The organism is Actinomycetota bacterium (assembly GCA_035759705.1).
Classification (GTDB): domain Bacteria; phylum Actinomycetota; class CADDZG01; order JAHWKV01; family JAHWKV01; genus JAJCYE01.
In genome coordinates this window covers 15047-29440 of the sequence record DASTUJ010000053.1, presented here as the reverse complement: position 1 = coordinate 29440, position 14394 = coordinate 15047, and the positions used below count along the sequence as shown (strand labels likewise).

General features: G+C 66.6%; 14 protein-coding genes. 1 reads left to right on the top strand and 13 read right to left on the bottom strand.

Going from position 1 to position 14394, the window contains the following annotated elements; translation table 11 throughout:
* Together VFV09_03530 and smc are read right to left on the bottom strand one after the other, a co-directional pair.
* Positions 1-929: signaling recognition particle receptor family protein (locus tag VFV09_03530; GenBank protein HEU4866779.1), on the bottom strand; the 929-nt coding region annotated here is incomplete at its 3' end.
* On the bottom strand, positions 926-4441 hold the full coding sequence (gene smc / locus VFV09_03525) for a chromosome segregation protein SMC (GenBank protein HEU4866778.1): 3516 nt from the start codon (positions 4439-4441) through the stop codon (positions 926-928). The genes smc and VFV09_03530, both read right to left, overlap by 4 nt.
* A 140-nt stretch (positions 4442-4581) precedes the next feature.
* Here smc and VFV09_03520 point away from each other — a divergent pair, with 140 nt between their 5' ends.
* On the top strand, positions 4582-5781 hold the full coding sequence (locus VFV09_03520) for a 2,3-bisphosphoglycerate-independent phosphoglycerate mutase (GenBank protein ID HEU4866777.1): 1200 nt from the start codon (positions 4582-4584) through the stop codon (positions 5779-5781).
* Here the strand turns inward: VFV09_03520 and VFV09_03515 are convergent.
* The 11 genes from VFV09_03515 to recG form a co-directional block, all read right to left on the bottom strand.
* A complete protein-coding gene (locus VFV09_03515; protein HEU4866776.1) occupies positions 5769-6470 on the bottom strand; it encodes an alpha/beta family hydrolase in 702 nt (233 codons plus the stop codon). The genes VFV09_03520 and VFV09_03515 overlap by 13 nt on opposite strands.
* Before the next feature lie 41 nt (positions 6471-6511).
* Complete coding sequence (locus tag VFV09_03510; protein ID HEU4866775.1) at positions 6512-6859, bottom strand: DUF1801 domain-containing protein; 348 nt, start codon at positions 6857-6859, stop codon at positions 6512-6514.
* A 63-nt stretch (positions 6860-6922) separates the two neighbouring features.
* A complete protein-coding gene (locus tag VFV09_03505) occupies positions 6923-7834 on the bottom strand; it encodes a hypothetical protein (GenBank protein ID HEU4866774.1) in 912 nt (303 codons plus the stop codon).
* Positions 7835-7957: 123 nt separating this feature from the next.
* Positions 7958-8803 (bottom strand): bifunctional DNA-formamidopyrimidine glycosylase/DNA-(apurinic or apyrimidinic site) lyase, encoded by an 846-nt coding sequence (mutM, locus tag VFV09_03500; protein ID HEU4866773.1) that lies wholly within the window; start codon positions 8801-8803, stop codon positions 7958-7960.
* The gene (rnc, locus tag VFV09_03495) at positions 8787-9533 is read right to left on the bottom strand and encodes a ribonuclease III (GenBank protein HEU4866772.1); all 747 of its coding nucleotides are present in this window, start codon (positions 9531-9533) and stop codon (positions 8787-8789) included. Before rnc ends, mutM begins: the two co-directional genes overlap by 17 nt.
* 6 nt (positions 9534-9539) lie before the next feature.
* Positions 9540-9716 (bottom strand): 50S ribosomal protein L32, encoded by a 177-nt coding sequence (rpmF, locus tag VFV09_03490; protein ID HEU4866771.1) that lies wholly within the window; start codon positions 9714-9716, stop codon positions 9540-9542.
* Positions 9717-10259 carry a DUF177 domain-containing protein gene (locus VFV09_03485; GenBank protein ID HEU4866770.1) on the bottom strand — a complete coding sequence of 181 codons (543 nt, stop codon included), beginning with the start codon at positions 10257-10259 and terminating at the stop codon, positions 9717-9719. It abuts the gene before it with no gap.
* An 88-nt stretch (positions 10260-10347) separates the two neighbouring features.
* Entirely contained in the window at positions 10348-10887 is a 540-nt protein-coding gene (locus VFV09_03480; GenBank protein ID HEU4866769.1) for a hypothetical protein, read from the bottom strand.
* A gap of 219 nt (positions 10888-11106) precedes the next feature.
* A complete protein-coding gene (gene coaD / locus VFV09_03475; GenBank protein ID HEU4866768.1) occupies positions 11107-11595 on the bottom strand; it encodes a pantetheine-phosphate adenylyltransferase in 489 nt (162 codons plus the stop codon).
* 3 nt (positions 11596-11598) lie between these two features.
* Positions 11599-12162: a 16S rRNA (guanine(966)-N(2))-methyltransferase RsmD gene (rsmD, locus tag VFV09_03470; GenBank protein ID HEU4866767.1), complete on the bottom strand. Its 564-nt coding sequence runs from the start codon at positions 12160-12162 to the stop codon at positions 11599-11601.
* A 10-nt stretch (positions 12163-12172) separates the two neighbouring features.
* A complete protein-coding gene (recG, locus tag VFV09_03465; protein ID HEU4866766.1) occupies positions 12173-14377 on the bottom strand; it encodes an ATP-dependent DNA helicase RecG in 2205 nt (734 codons plus the stop codon).
* Between the last annotated feature and the right edge of the window lie 17 nt (positions 14378-14394).

Sequence of the window (14394 nt, the reverse complement as noted above, 5' to 3'; positions counted from 1 at the left end):
GTTGCGTCCAGTACCAGCAGTACCTCGCTGATGCCCCCGGCCTCCCGGTCGGCGATGCGGCGGACCTTCTTCAGCTCCTCCATGAGGTTCGTCTTGGTCTGCAGCCGCCCGGCGGTGTCGACGATCACGACGTCGATCTTTTTGGCCTTGGCGTGCTCGATGGCATCGAAGACCACCGCTCCCGGGTCGGCGCCCGGGGCGTGCTTGACCATGTGGACGTCCAGGCGGGTCGCCCAGGTCCCCAGCTGCTCGATGGCGGCGGCGCGGAAGGTGTCCCCCGCGGCCAGAACCACGGAGAAACCGTCGTCCTTCAGCCGGCGGCCGAGCTTGGCGATGGAGGTGGTCTTCCCGACGCCGTTCACCCCGGTGACCAGCCACACCGCAACCTCGCCCGGACGGGTGGCCAGCTCGGTGTCCCCCATCTGAAGGATCTCGACCAGCTCCCGGCGCAGGGCGTCGTGCAGCTCTTCGGGCGACGTCTTGGCCTCTCGGAGCGAGTCCAGGACCCGCTCGGTTGCATCCATGCCCACGTCGGCCCGGATCAAAGCCTCCTCGACCTCCTCCCAGGCGTCGGAGTCCATCTTGTCCCGCAGCTTGAGCGCCTTGAGGGTGTTGCCCAAGGCCCCCCGGGTCTTCGCCAGCCCTCTCGCCCAGCGGGAGGGAGGGGCGACAACCGGCGCCTCTTCGACCTCAACTTCTGCAAGCGCCTCTTCGACTGCCTCTTCCAGCTCGAGCTCGGCTTCGAGCTCCGCAATCTCGGTGTCGAGGTCCTCCTCATCGAGGTACTCGTCCTCCAGGAGATCGGCTTCATCCAGCTCTTCGAGGTCTTCGAAGTCCGCCTCGGTGGGTCGCCGCAGGGTGGCGCTTCGGGCCACCAGCAGAACGATCAGCAGGGCAACAACAATCCCTGCAAGGACAATCTCATTCATTCCAAACTCCCAACCACCGAATCGGGCGCCGAAAGTGACGCCGGGAAGAAATCCTTCAACCGCTCTGAAATTACCTTGGTTACGCCGTCGGGGCGCATTGCGACGCCGTAAAGCACGTCGGCGATCTCCATCGTCCGCTTCTGATGGGTCACCACCAGCAGCTGCGACGAACCCCGGAACTCATCGAGCAGGCCCAGGAATCTTTGCAGGTTGGCGTCGTCCAGGGCGGCCTCGACCTCATCCAGTATGTAGAACGGCGACGGCCGCGCCTTGAAGATTGCAAACAGCAGCGCCAGGGCGGCCATCGACCGCTCGCCGCCGGAAAGCAACGACAGGCGCTTCAGGCTCTTGCCCTTGGGGCTTGCCTCCACCTGCACGCCGGACTCCAGGATCTCGGTCGGGTCGGTGAGGCTGAGCTTGCCCACGCCGTCCGGGAACAGCACCGAGAACAGGTGGGTGTACTCCCGGGCGATGTCCGCGAACGCGGCGGAGAACAGCTCCCTGATCTTGGCGTCGACCGACTCGATGATCTCCCGGAGGTCCCTGCGGCTCTGTTTCACGTCGTTGATCTGGCCTGCCAGGAACTCCTCCCGCTCGGCGAGGGACTCCGCCTCCTGCGCCGCCAGCGGGTTGACCTTGCCCATCTGGTCGAGCTCCCGCTCCAGCCTGACCTGGCGTTTCTTCAACGCATCGTCGGAAAGCGCAGCAGTACGCTCCATCGGGTCGTCGGGAACCTCGCCCTCCGCGAATTCCAGCTCGCGGCCCCATCTTTCGACGGTTGCCGACGGGTCGTGGTGCATCTCGTCCGACAGGGTGGCCTCGAGGATGCGCTGGCGTATGCGCATCTCGCTGCGGCCGAGGTCCTCCTGTTTGGACAGGGCGCGCATCTGGTCCAGCTCGACCGTCACCGCGATGACCTTCGCCTTGAGCTCGGCGACCCGGCGATCGATCTCCACCCCGGCGGCCAGGGCCTGTTCGTGCAGGGACCTGGCTTCGCCCGCCCACTCCGACACCGGGCGGGCCAGCAGGTCGCATGCGGCGGCCACCGCACTCACCTGCTTCTGGGCTCTCAAAAGGGCCTCCTGGCGGGCGCCGAGGCCGCTCAGCCGCCCGGCGGCGTCGGACAGGCCGTTCACCACCTGCTTCAAACGGTTCATGTACTGCCGGGTTCGCTCCGCTGCGATGCCCGACCTCATCCGGGCGGCCTCCGAGCTCTGGGCTGCATCGTCGTAGGCTGCCGCGCACCGGTCCCGCTCATCCCGGGCGGCCTGCAGAGCCGTCTCGGCCACCAGCACTGCAGCATCCGCCTCCTCCATCCGGGCGTCGAGGGAGCCGGACTGATCCGACCTGGAGATAGCGGATTCACCGGACCGCCGGGCGGCTTCGGTGATCTCTGCGATCTCTGCCTCCACCCGGAGACCCTCGGTCTGGCGGGCCCTCAGGTACTCGGCGGACCGGACCCTGGAAGCTTCGGCCTCCCGATGAGCGGCTGCGGCGTCCTTCAACCGGGCCCGGGCAGCGGCGATCTGGCCCTCCAGGTCGGCCATCGCCTCCCGGCCGGCAGCGATCTTTCCTTCCGACTCCAATACTGCGGACGCCAGCTCTGCCGACCCCTTGGAGACCAGGCCCCCATGCGCCACGGCGCCGTCCTCGCTGAGGAAGATGGCGTGCCGGTGCCTGCCGGCCAGGGTGACCGCCTCCTCGAGGGTCGATGCCAGGTACACGTCGGCCAGCACCGCTCGGGCGAGTGGGTCGAGCACCTGCACCCGGTCGATTAGAGGTGGAACCCCTTCGACGCCGATCCCGGATCCCTCCGCCACCATCACGGTCAGGGCCTCGTCCTCGTCGCTTGCGCCCAGCGCCCGGGCTGCGGCATCGCGGTCGGAAGCGACGACCACACCGTCGATAGGCCCGACCAGCACCTCCAGCGCCCGCCGGTGCCCCGGGCTGAGTTCCACCAACTCGGAGAGGAGCGAGGTTCCCGGAAACGACCTGAGGGTCGCCCCGGCGCCGGTCTTCTTGGCCTCGGCGGCAGCCCGGGCGCCCGCCCGGGCCCGGAGAACGGCGACCTGCTTCTCGAGGTTGCGGATCTCCTCCAGGAGCCGGTCCTTCAAGCCCCCCAGCTCCTCGAGGCGCTCCTCCGCCTTCTGCAGAGCTTCCTCCGAAGGCCGCAGTGCGGACACGACCAGGTCCAGCTCCAGCTCGGCAGCCGCTATCCGTGACTCGGTCTGCCTGCGCTTGATCTCGGCGGCCTCGGCTCGCTCAGCCAGGCGCTTCCTGTCCACCTCGGCCGCCTGTGCCGATGCCTGGGCGGCGGCGATCTCCCGCCGGAGCCCGGCGGCATCCGCGTTCGCCTGGGCCTGAGCCCGGAGCGCAGCATTGAGGGCTGCCTCTGCGGATCGCAGCTCCTCGCGGGCCCGCTCGCTTGCCGGCTGGATCTCGTTCAACGCCGCAAGCTCGGCGGCCTCCTCCCGCTGGGCTTCGGCCAGCGACGCCTCCAGCTCGGTCTGCTGCCGGCGCAGCTCGACCATCCGGGCCTGCTCGATGTCCTCGTTGCCGGCGGTGAGCTCGGCCTTCAGGGTGCGAGCCCTCTCCTCCGCCAGGCGCTTGAGCGACGCCAGGCGGTCGCCGGCCTGGGTCATCCGCCACCCGATCTCCCGGCGGGCGGCCGTGGCGCCCAGGTGGGCCAGCCGCTCGGCCTCCAGATCCGCCAGCTCGGCCTGCAGCGCGGCCAGATCCTGCTCCTTGACCCGCAGCTCCTCCTCGCGCCGGCCCGCCTCCGGGGAGCCCAGCTCATCGGTCAGCGCTGCAAGCTGCCGGGCGATGACCACCAGCCTGATCCGGTCCCGCTCCTCGCGGATGCGCTCGTGCCGCTCGGCGATCTCCGCCTGCTGGCGCAGGGGCTTCAGCTGACGGCGTATCTCACCCAGCAGGTCTCCCAGGTGCTCTAGGTTGGTCTCGGTCGCCGCGATCTTGCGTATCGCCCTCTCTTTGCGGCGGCGGTGTTTACCCACACCGGCGGCGTCCTCGATGATGTTGCGCATCTGCACCGGGTCGGCACTCAGAACCTCGTCCAGCCGGCCCTGGCCGACGATCGTGTGCTGCTCCTTGCCGACTCCGGCGTCTGAGAGCATCTCGGAGATGTCCAGCAGGCGACAGATCGACCCGTTCATCCGGTACTCGCTGTCGCCCGAGCGGAACAGGGTTCGGGAGATGGTGACCTCGCTGAACTCGACGGGAAGAAGGTGTGCAGAGTTGTCGATGGTCAGCTCGACCTCGGCCATGCCGAGCGGCGGTTTGGTGGGCGACCCGGCGAAGATGACGTCCTCCATCTTGCCGCCCCGTAGGGTTGCTGGGCCCTGCTCTCCTAGAACCCAGCTGATGGCGTCGATGACGTTCGACTTGCCGCTGCCGTTGGGTCCGACGACCACCGAGATTCCCGGTTCGAATCCGAGAATGGTCTTGTCGGCGAAGGATTTGAATCCGCGAAGGACCAGTGACTTTAGGAACATACCTGGGTCTGGATGGTATCAGGCGCCGCCCGGCCGCCCTCGACATTTGTGCCTCACGGGGGCGCAATTTGGGATATGGAATTTCCAGGCGTTAGCGGCCTGTTAATAGACAGTTAACGTCAGAACTCTATAGTTAGCGCGTGCAAGAACTCATCCCCTCGCTGGTTCGGAAGTCGGATTCCAAGATCGTCCTGCTGGTGCTGGACGGCCTCGGCGGAGTCCGCACGTCCGAGCGAGGCACTGAGCTGTCGGAGGCAAAGACCCCCAACCTCGACCGCATGGCGGCCGAGGGCATGTCCGGCCTCCACACCGTGGTCGCCCCCGGCGTCACCCCCGGAAGCGGCGCCGGCCACATGGCGCTTTTCGGCTACGACCCGATCCAGTACCTGCTCGGAAGGGGGGCCCTCTCCGCGGCAGGAGTGGCGTTCGACCTGAGAGCCGGCGACGTCGCCGCCCGGGTCAACTTCTGCACCCTGGACTCCGACGGCCGGGTTATCGACCGCCGCGCCGGGCGTATCCCCACCGAGGAGAACGCCCGCCTCTGCAAGATCATCCGTGAAAACGTGAAGATGGAAGGCGAGATCGAGTTCTTCCTCGAGACCGAGCGGGACCACCGGGGTCTCCTGGTGCTGAGGGGCATGGGGCTGTCCGCGGACATCAAGGACACCGACCCGGGCGTCATCGGGATCACGCCCAACCCGCCGATCGCACGCAGCAACGAAGCGGCGGGAACCGCCATCATCCTGGAGCGCTTCCTGGACCAGGTCCGCCTGATCCTCGCCGACGAGCAGGCCAACTTCCTGCTGCTCCGGGGCTTCGACACCCTGCGGCCCATCGAACCTTTTGCCCTCCGCTACCTGCTCAAGGCCCGGGGCGCCGCCAGCTACCCGATGTACCGGGGCCTGGCGAAGCTGGTCGGCATGGACGTCGCCGCCGAGACCGCCGGCTGGGAGGAGACGGTCGAGGACATGAAGGTCCACTGGGACGAGTACGACTACTTCTTCCTGCACCAAAAGCCCACCGACTCGGCCGGCGAGGACGGGGACTACGCCCGCAAGATCGCGGCCATCGAGCAGGTCGACCGCACCATTCCGCAGGTTCTGGCGCTCAACCCGGGGGTCGTCTGCGTCACCGGGGACCACGCCACGCCGGCGGCCTTCGGCCGGCACTCCTGGCACCCGGTCCCCTTCCTTATGCGGGGCGAGAACGTCGGCGTCGACCTGGTCGACCGGTTCGACGAGGAGGCCGCCCGGATGGGGGGCTTCGGGCACCAGTACGCCAAGGACCTGATGGCGTTCATGCTGGCGGCGACGATGCGGCTTGGGACCTACGGGGCCTGAGCTAGAACCAGGGTTTCGACCCAGTCCTCGACAACCGGACCCAGGCTGGCGACCACCGAGGCCTCCGAGCGGGCCTTTCCGTCCGGCGAGTTGACCTTGGCAACCCGCAGGCTGTGGTCCCCGCCCTCGATCACGTGAACCCGGGCCTTCAGCCCCAGCTCGAGCAGGTGCCGGTTGAACACCTCCAGGTCGCAGAACGGGTCGTGGGTGCCCTCAAGGAAAAGCGACGGGATCAGGATTTGCGGCCAGTGGGCCACCCGGGGCTCCGAAGAGTTGCCCGGACGGTGCAACGGATAGGAGTACAGGAGCAGACCTGCCGCGTCCAGTCCGCCGGCCACCGCCATCGAGGCCACCCTACCGCCGTACGAGCGGCCGCCGACCACCCACAGGGCGTCGGGACCGAACTGCTCCCGGGCGCTGGCGACGATGTTGTTGAAGCCCGGAACGCTCTTCTCCGCCAGGGGCGGCGTCGACCGTCCGGCTGCCCGGTAGGGCAGGTCCGGACGGACCACCAGGTAGCCGTGTTCGGCCAGGCCGAGCGCCAGGGCCTTCAGCCCGGCGGTGTTCCGGTCGCCGCCTGCCCCGTGGGTGAGCAGGAAGTGAACCTTCTTCGAGCTGTCCGACCCGTCGACCTCGGCGGAGACCTGGATGTCCCCGGCGTCCAGCAACACGGACCTGCTTTCGGCCACTACCTCACCCCCAGACTCTTCAGTTAGATGCGTAACCCTACCTACCAGAGCGCATCTCGTTTTACGGCCTCGCCGATGTAGAAGCGCAGCGCCTCCACCGGGGCGCCCTCCACGCTGCGGACCTTCACAAACCTGGAGTTCTTGCCGTCACCCTTCAGGAGCCCAAACCTGTCCTCGAGGTCCACCCCGAAGGCGAAGGAGAAGGTTATGTCCTTCTTGGTTGGGCTCAACCAAGCGAGCGTCGACCTGTCGATCCACATGGGCAGCCCGTGGCTCATCATCTCCCGGGCGTTCGGGGCGCACTCGGCCATCAGGGCGCGGAGCAACGCCACGACCCCACGGAACTCGGGAAGCACCTTCTCCTCAACGAACCCGTCGACCGTCTTCACGGACCCAGTATCGACGAGCCGAAACCAAGGGGCCCCTCCCGGGGCCCCTTGAACCGCGCCGCTCTAGACGATGGCGGACCGTCGTTCTCCCGTGTCCTGCGGCGTCCCGATCTTGGCGATGCCGCGGGAGATCATGTAGGTGGTAGCAACGACGGCAATCAGACGCCATGCGCTTCCCGCGTCGAAGCCGGAGTCTGCGCCGGCAGCCAGGAGGATGCCGAGGATGGTCAGCACGAGAACTCCGAGCTCGCTGGTACGAAAAGACTCCTTCGTTTCCGGCGTGCTTGCCTCTGCGAGGCGTCCGTAGCGCCGGCTCGCGCCGATGTCCCACCCCCGAGCCGTCCCGGCCTTCGCCAGCCCCCGGCTGAGGATGTAACCGCTGGACAGCACGGCGATCAGGACCCAGGCCGGGCCCGTGCCGAAGCCGTCCTCGTAGGCGGAGGCGATCAGAACGCCGACCACACCCAGGAGCCACATCAGAAATTCGGAGGTCCTGAAGAACTCCTTGGTTTCCGGCGTGCGTACCTCCTCCATGAACCGGTCGGCCGCCTCGTCGGCAGCACGGGCGGGGTTGCGGCGGACGTCGCCCAGGTCCAGGGTCGAGTCACCGGGGTCCAGGCGCGACGCCGCCGCTTCCGGGTAACCGGCTCGGGCATCGGGCGACCAGTACTGGTCGGTCCAACCCCGAGGTGTTCCCGCCTTTGCGATTCCCCGGCTGACGATGTAACCGGTGGTCACCGCAGTAATAACCGTCCAGGCCGACGGGGAGTCGAACTCCTCGTTGGCGGCGGAAGCGATAAAGACGCCGACTACTGCGAGCAGCCAGAGCAGGAACTCGCTCGTCCTGAAGAACTCCTTGGTTTCCGGAGTGTGAACGTACCGCTCCGCCATCTCGGCGGGGTCGCCGTCACGGCGAAGTCCGGCGGAAGAGCGCAGAGGCCGCCCCCCGGAATCTGAATATCGACTCGTCCTCATAGACCCTCCTTGGATCAAAGCCGGGCGCGGCAAAGCCGGGCACGAGGTTGACTTTGGGTTGGCTCTCCGTGACTTGAAGAGCTTTTGAAGAGGTACCCTTGGAAGAGCCTGCCTAAACTGCCGTCACACCTGGCATTTCGGGCAGAAAAACGTGGAGCGATTGCTCCAGCGGGCCCTCTCGATGGGGGTCCCGCACTTGACACAGGGCTGGGCCTCGCGGCCGTAGACGCGAAGGCGGTTCTGGTAGCTGCCGACCTCGCCGTAGGGGTCCCGGTACTGCTCGTCGGCGATGGAGGAGCCCCGGCTCTCGATCGACTCACGGAGCACCATTGGGATCGCTTCGTGAAGCAGCCTCACCTCGGGCTCGGTCACCGCGGAGGTCGGCCGGTCGTGCCGGATGCCCGCCAGGAACAGCACCTCGTCGGAGTAGATGTTCCCCAGACCGCAGATAAAGGTCTGGTCCATCAGCAGCGGCTTGATCCGGGTCTTGCGCCGGGCGAAGGTCGACGAGAGGTAGTCGATCGGAAGGTCGCCGGTAACCGGGTCCCTCCCCAGGCGGGCAAGCTCCGGGATCTCCCCGAGGTCGCTCTCCTCGGTGACGAACATCTCGCCGAACGTCCGGGGGTCGACGTAGCGCAGCTCGCCCCCACCGGAGAAATGAAGCACCACGTGGGTGTGGGCGCCGAACGGCCGGCCGGCGTCGCTCAGGATCAGCTGCCCCGACATGCCGAGGTGAACGACCAGCACCAGGTGGTCGTCCAGGTGGAACAGCAGGTACTTGCCCCGGCGCTCCAGTCGGGCGATGGTGCGGCCCTCCAGCGGCCCTGCGAACTCGGGTGGGGCCGGGTGCCTTCGGATAACCCGCGGCGAGTTGGGGATGTCCCGGACCTCCGCCCGGGCGATAGTGCGGCCGACTACCTCTTGAACCAGGTCCCGGCGGATGACCTCAACTTCAGGGAGTTCCGGCATCGCCGGGAGCGGCCTGCTCCGAAAGCGCGTCCAGCGCCTCTTTGGCGGATGCCTGCTCCGCCTGCTTTTTCGACCTTCCGGTTCCGGTCCCCATGAACGTGCCCTTCAGGAAGACCTCGGCCTCGAACCGTTTGTCGTGGTCCGGCCCGGTGGACGACACGCGGTACTCCGGCATCGCCCCCATCTGCTGGACCGACCGCTCCTGCAGGCTGGTCTTGAAGTCACGAACCACGCCCCGGTCGACCAATTCGTGGATGTGGGCGGAGAAAAGCCGCTCGATGACCGGCGCCGTCTCCTCCAGGCCGCAGTCCAGATAGAGGGCGCCGAGAACCGCCTCGAATGCGTCGGCCAGTATCGAGTCCTTGTCGCGGCCCCCGGAGAGCTCCTCGCCCTTTCCGAGCAGCAGCTCCTCCCCCAGCCCGACGGAGCGAGCGACATCGGCGAGCACGGCCATGTTGACCGTGCTGGACCGCAGCTTGGCCAGATCGCCCTCGGCCAGTTCGGGGAACGAGCGGAAGATCAGGTCGGTGATGACCAGCCCGAGGACGGCGTCGCCCAGGAACTCGAGCCGCTCGTTGTTCGGCGCGCCCTTACGCTCGAACGCGAAGGAGCGGTGAGCCAGCGCCATGGCGAGAAGGGGGGTCTCGGCGGTCGCAAGACCGAGGCGCGACAGAAGTGCAGACGCGACGGGCCCGGTTTGTTCGGCGGGATCCATCGCAGACGAGCTCAAGAACCTCTAGTCGACCTCGACTACCTCACGCCCGTCGTAGTGACCACACTTGCCGCACACCCGGTGGGATGCCTTCGGCGCGTGGCACTGCGGACAGGTCGACTTGCCCGGCACGTACAGCTTCCACTGTGACTTGCGGTGGCGGGTGGTAGAGCGGGACTTCTTTCTCTTTGGTACGGGCATCTATTTCTCCACTTCTTCGTCATCTCCACCCGATTGCGACGCCATCAGGCTTTGCAGCGGCGCCCAGCGAGCATCCACCTCCTGCTCGGCGTGTTTACAGTCCGACACGTTCAAATCGGCACCGCACACCGGGCACAGTCCTTTGCAATCCTCAGCATGGACGGGCCGCATGGGGATGCTGAGGACAATCACGTCCCTCAACATCGGCTCCAGGTCTATGACCTGGTCCCGTACCTCGTAGCCTTCCTTCAACTCGGCCTGGGTGGGTTCGAAGTAGAACTTCTCGTCCACGTCCAACCGAAAATCCTGCTCGTACTCAACCAGGCACCTGGAACAGCTCAGATGCAGCCTTCCCCAGACCTCCCCGGTTGCTTCGATCCCGTCGGTGACGCTTCGCAGCTGCAGCTTGACGTGAACTAAGTCGCCGTCCTCAATCCAGCCGAGACCGCTGCGAAAACCCTCGACGGGCCCCGAAGATTCAACCTCCCTGGTGGCGTCGTACCTGCCGGCCAGGTCTGAAACATCGATTTGCAACCAGTGCATGAGTGTTGGCCGCCTTGGGGAGGGCGCGTCCTAGGTTATCAAAGACGCGCCGGTTTGGGCTCCGGATGCTTTCCGGGACACTTCTAGATTAAACGCGATTGATTGAGCCGGTGCTCCGTAGGTCGATCCGGGGGTCGGTCAGCTCGCCCGGAGAGTCCGTCGGCACCTGCTGCCCCGCCACATCCAGCCGTCCCCTGAGGGACTCCCGGCCGCGGGTTACTGCGCCCAGCGTCTTCTGCAGGACGACCTCGAAGCCGGCCAGCTTGGCGTCCACGTAGTCCTCGGCCTCGACCCTGATCTGACGGGCCCGCTTGCGGGACTCCTCGATGATCTTGTCGGCTTCCCTGCTGGCGGCAGCCACGATCTCGGTCCGGGAGACCAGCTTGTCTCGCTCGGCGTAGACCTGGGCGCGCAGCTGCTCAATCTCAGCCTGAGCTCCGGTCATGAGGCCGTCCCGGTCCTGCATCACGTACCGGGCCTGGTGCAGCTCGTCCGGTGCGTTGCGCCGGATCCGCTCCAGTTTCCCTAGAAGGGCCTTCTTGTTGATCATCGCTGAGGCTGAAAGAGGTACCGGTTTTGCCTCGCGCACTTCGGCAATGACCGAGTCGATATCTTCTAAAAGACCCATGGCTACAGACTAGACCCTTCGCTCACGGAACGCATGTTTTCCCCGCCTGGAATTCTCCCCGAAGTGTTTAGCTCACCACAACCAGGGAATATCCCATCCAACGTTTTGAAGATCTCGGCCTTGGGCCCGGACCTGGCACGAATTACCCTTCCAAGGGCTTCTTTTGACCAGGTGCGGGCCTGAGACGACGAGAACGGTTGGGGCGGAGGTCGCTTGGGGCTAGTGGCCTCTGCCCTGATACCGTGACTTGAGCAGGCGGTTTACCGCTTCGGGGACGAGCCCGCTGACGTCCCCGCCGTACGCCGCCACCTCCTTGACCCCGCTCGAAGAGACGAAGCTCCAGCGTGGGTCGGTGGTGACGAAAAAGGTGTCCACCCCCTCGTAGAGCCCGGCGTTCATCTGGGCCATCTGGATCTCCCGCTCGACATCCGACAGTGCCCTTAAGCCCTTCACGATGACGCCCGCATTGCGTTCCCGGGCCAGGTCGACCAGCAGCCCCTCGTAGGCCTCGACCTGCACGTTGTCCATGTGGGCCAGGACCTCCCGGAGCAGGGCTACCCGCTCCTCGGCCGTCAGCATCGGCGTCTTGGCCGGGTTCACTGAGACCGAGACGACCACCCGCTCAAAGTGCCGGGCGGCGCGCTGGATGACGTCTACGTGCCCGTTGGTCGGCGGGTCGAACGAACCGGGACAGATGGCTACGGCCAATATCTACTCTCCTTTTTCTTGCTTCAGGTACAGCAGCTTGGAGTCTCCGTACTTGCGGGCGTCCAGCAAACGGTATCCCACGGGAGGGTCGAGGTTCTGCAGGCGGGAGGACACCTCCAGTACCACCATCGCATCCTCCGCCAGGCGGCCGCCGGCGGCCAGCGCCTGCAGGACCTCGGCGGGGATGCCGGTTTCGTACGGCGGGTCGGCGAGGACCACGTCGAACACCGTCTGGCTCCCGAACCGGTTCCCTTCGGCGAACCGCTCGGCCCGCTGGCGGATCACCTGCGCCTGCTCGGCCAGGCCGGTGGTGGCCAGGTTGGCGTCGATCATCGCCGCAGCCGCCTGGTCCGCCTCGACGAAGGTGGCGTGTTCAGCCCCCCGGGAAAGGGCCTCGATGCCCAGCCCGCCCGAGCCGGCGTACAGATCCAGCACCCGCTTACCCCGGATGCCGGGGCCGAGCGTGGCGAACAGCGACTCCTTCAACCGGTCGGTGGTCGGACGCACGCCGAGGTCGTCAACCGACTTCAGCTTGCGCCCCCGGGCGCTGCCGGCAATAACTCTCAAAAGTGCACCACTAGGACCGCATCAGCCAGTCGAGGCGGTCGGCGTAGCGGCCCGACATCTCCAGCTTCAGCTTCGGGTGGCGCAACAGCTGAGGGTCCTCGTCGATCAGGCTGAACGCCTCCTTCCGGGCGGCCTGCAGCACCGCAAGGTCCTTCATGAGGTGGGTGAGCTTCAGGTCCGAGTAACCGGACTGGCGGCCGCCGAGGACCGAGCCGGTTCCCCGGAGCTCGAGGTCTTTTTCCGCCAGCACGAAGCCGTCGTTGCTGGAGGCCACGACCTTCAGCCGCTCGACGGTCACCGGGTCGGCCTCCTCGTTGTCCACGACGCTGGAGAGCAACAGGCAGGTCGACGCGTGCTTGCCCCGCCCGATACGCCCCCGCAGCTGGTGCAGCTGCGAGAGCCCGAACCGGTCGGCATCCTCGATCAACATCACCGTGGCGTTCGGCACGTCCACGCCGACCTCCACCACGGTCGTAGAGATCAGGACATCGACCTCACCCCGCCGGAACTCGGACATCACTTTCTCTTTGGCCACCGCCTTCATCCGGCCGTGCATCATGCCGACCCGAAGGTCGGGGAACACGTCGGTGGCCAGCCGCTTCGCCTCAGCCTCTGCAGACTTCACGTCGAGCTTGTCCGACTCGTCGACCAGCGGGGTGATCACGTACGCCTGGCGGCCGGCCTGGACCTCGGCCCGCACCAGGTCGTACGCCTTCTGGCGCTCCGACTCGCTCACGATCTGCGTCTTCACAGGCTTCCGGCCCTTCGGGAGCTCGTCCAGGATGCTGACCTCCAGGTCCCCGTAAAGGGTGAAGGCAAGGGTTCGGGGGATGGGCGTGGCGGTCATGATCAGGACGTCCGGCGCCGAGTCCCCCGAGGTCTTGTCCCTGAGCGCTACGCGCTGCCTGACGCCGAAGCGATGCTGCTCGTCGACCACCACCATGCCCAGGTTGGCGAAGTCCACGCCCTCCTGGATCAGCGCATGGGTGCCGACGACGATGCCGGCGGAGCCGTCGGCAATGCGCTTGAGGGCCTCCCGGCGTTTGGCCGCGCCGACGCTGCCGGTGAGCAGCACGATCTGGCCGGAGTTGTCGAAGTCGGCCACCGCAGGCCCTTCGTCGGCCGGCTCGTCGAAAAGATCCATCTGCTCGACCTTGGGCGGAGTTTTGCCGGAAGCCATCCCAAGGGGCTCGAGCAGGGCGCTCAACGTCAGGAAATGCTGGTTGGCGAGGACCTCGGTGGGCGCCATGACCGCCGCCTGGTACCCGCCCTGCACCGCAAGAAGCGCGGCGTGGAGCGCCACTACGGTCTTGCCCGACCCGACCTCCCCCTGCAGCAGCCGGTGCATGGGGGTGGTGCGGCCCATGTCCGAGCGGATCTCCTCTATCGACCTGGCCTGCGCCCGGGTGGGCTTGAAAGGAAGGGCCTCCAGGAACTGATCGGCCAGCCCGGGACCGGTGTTGTGGGCGATCCCCAGCGTCTCGGCCTCGATGCGGTGCTTGCGGAAGGCCAGCCCAATTTGAAGGACAAAAAGCTCGTCGAACACGAGCCGCTTCCGGGCCACCCATTTGTGGCTCATCTCCTTCGGGAAGTGGTAGTCGGACAGGGCCCTGGTGCGCTGGATGAGGCCGTTTCGGTCCAGCAGCGCCTGCGGCAGGGGGTCCTCGAGCGGATACTGCGCCAGGGCGGACTTGATCCAGCCCCGCAGCTTCTGGCTGCTGATATCTCCGAAGGCCGGGTAGACCGGGACTATCGTCATGGCGTCCCCGGCCTCCCTCAGGATGTCGACCATGGGGCTGTTCATCTGGCGGGACCCACGGTAAACCGACACCTTCCCCTTGGCCGCGATTCTCGTACCGACCCTGAGGTCCTTTGCCCGCCATGGCTGGTTGAAGAAGGTCAGCCAGATGTGGGAGGTCCCGTCGTAGAGGGCGTACTTGTGGGGAATCTTGCGCCCCCGCATCTGGGGAGGGGTGTTCGCCTTGCGGATCTCGCCGATGATCGTCAGCTCGTCGCCCTCCCGGGCCTCCTTGATCGGCTTGGAGTCGGTGAAGTCCAGGTGCCGGCGGGGGTAGTGCTGCAGCAGGTCTTGAATCGACTTGATGGCAAACTTGGATTCCGCCAGTGCCGCAGCGTGGGTATCGCCCAGGCCCCGGAGTGTTGTGACCGGGATATGAAGGTGCGGCGGGGCGTACAGCAGCAGGGACGGCTTCATGGCCCTATCATGCCGTG

Bases quoted from the DNA above. Each gene is read 5' to 3' on its own strand.
- smc (HEU4866778.1), bottom strand. From the start codon at position 4,441: ATGTTCCTAAAGTCACTGGTCCTTCGCGGATTCAAATCCTTCGCCGAC.
- VFV09_03505 (HEU4866774.1), bottom strand. From the start codon at position 7,834: ATGAGGACGAGTCGATATTCAGATTCCGGGGGGCGGCCTCTGCGCTCT.
- mutM (HEU4866773.1), bottom strand. From the start codon at position 8,803: ATGCCGGAACTCCCTGAAGTTGAGGTCATCCGCCGGGACCTGGTTCAA.
- rpmF (HEU4866771.1), bottom strand. From the start codon at position 9,716: ATGCCCGTACCAAAGAGAAAGAAGTCCCGCTCTACCACCCGCCACCGC.
- VFV09_03485 (HEU4866770.1), bottom strand. From the start codon at position 10,259: ATGCACTGGTTGCAAATCGATGTTTCAGACCTGGCCGGCAGGTACGAC.
- VFV09_03480 (HEU4866769.1), bottom strand. From the start codon at position 10,887: ATGGGTCTTTTAGAAGATATCGACTCGGTCATTGCCGAAGTGCGCGAG.
- recG (HEU4866766.1), bottom strand. From the start codon at position 14,377: ATGAAGCCGTCCCTGCTGCTGTACGCCCCGCCGCACCTTCATATCCCG.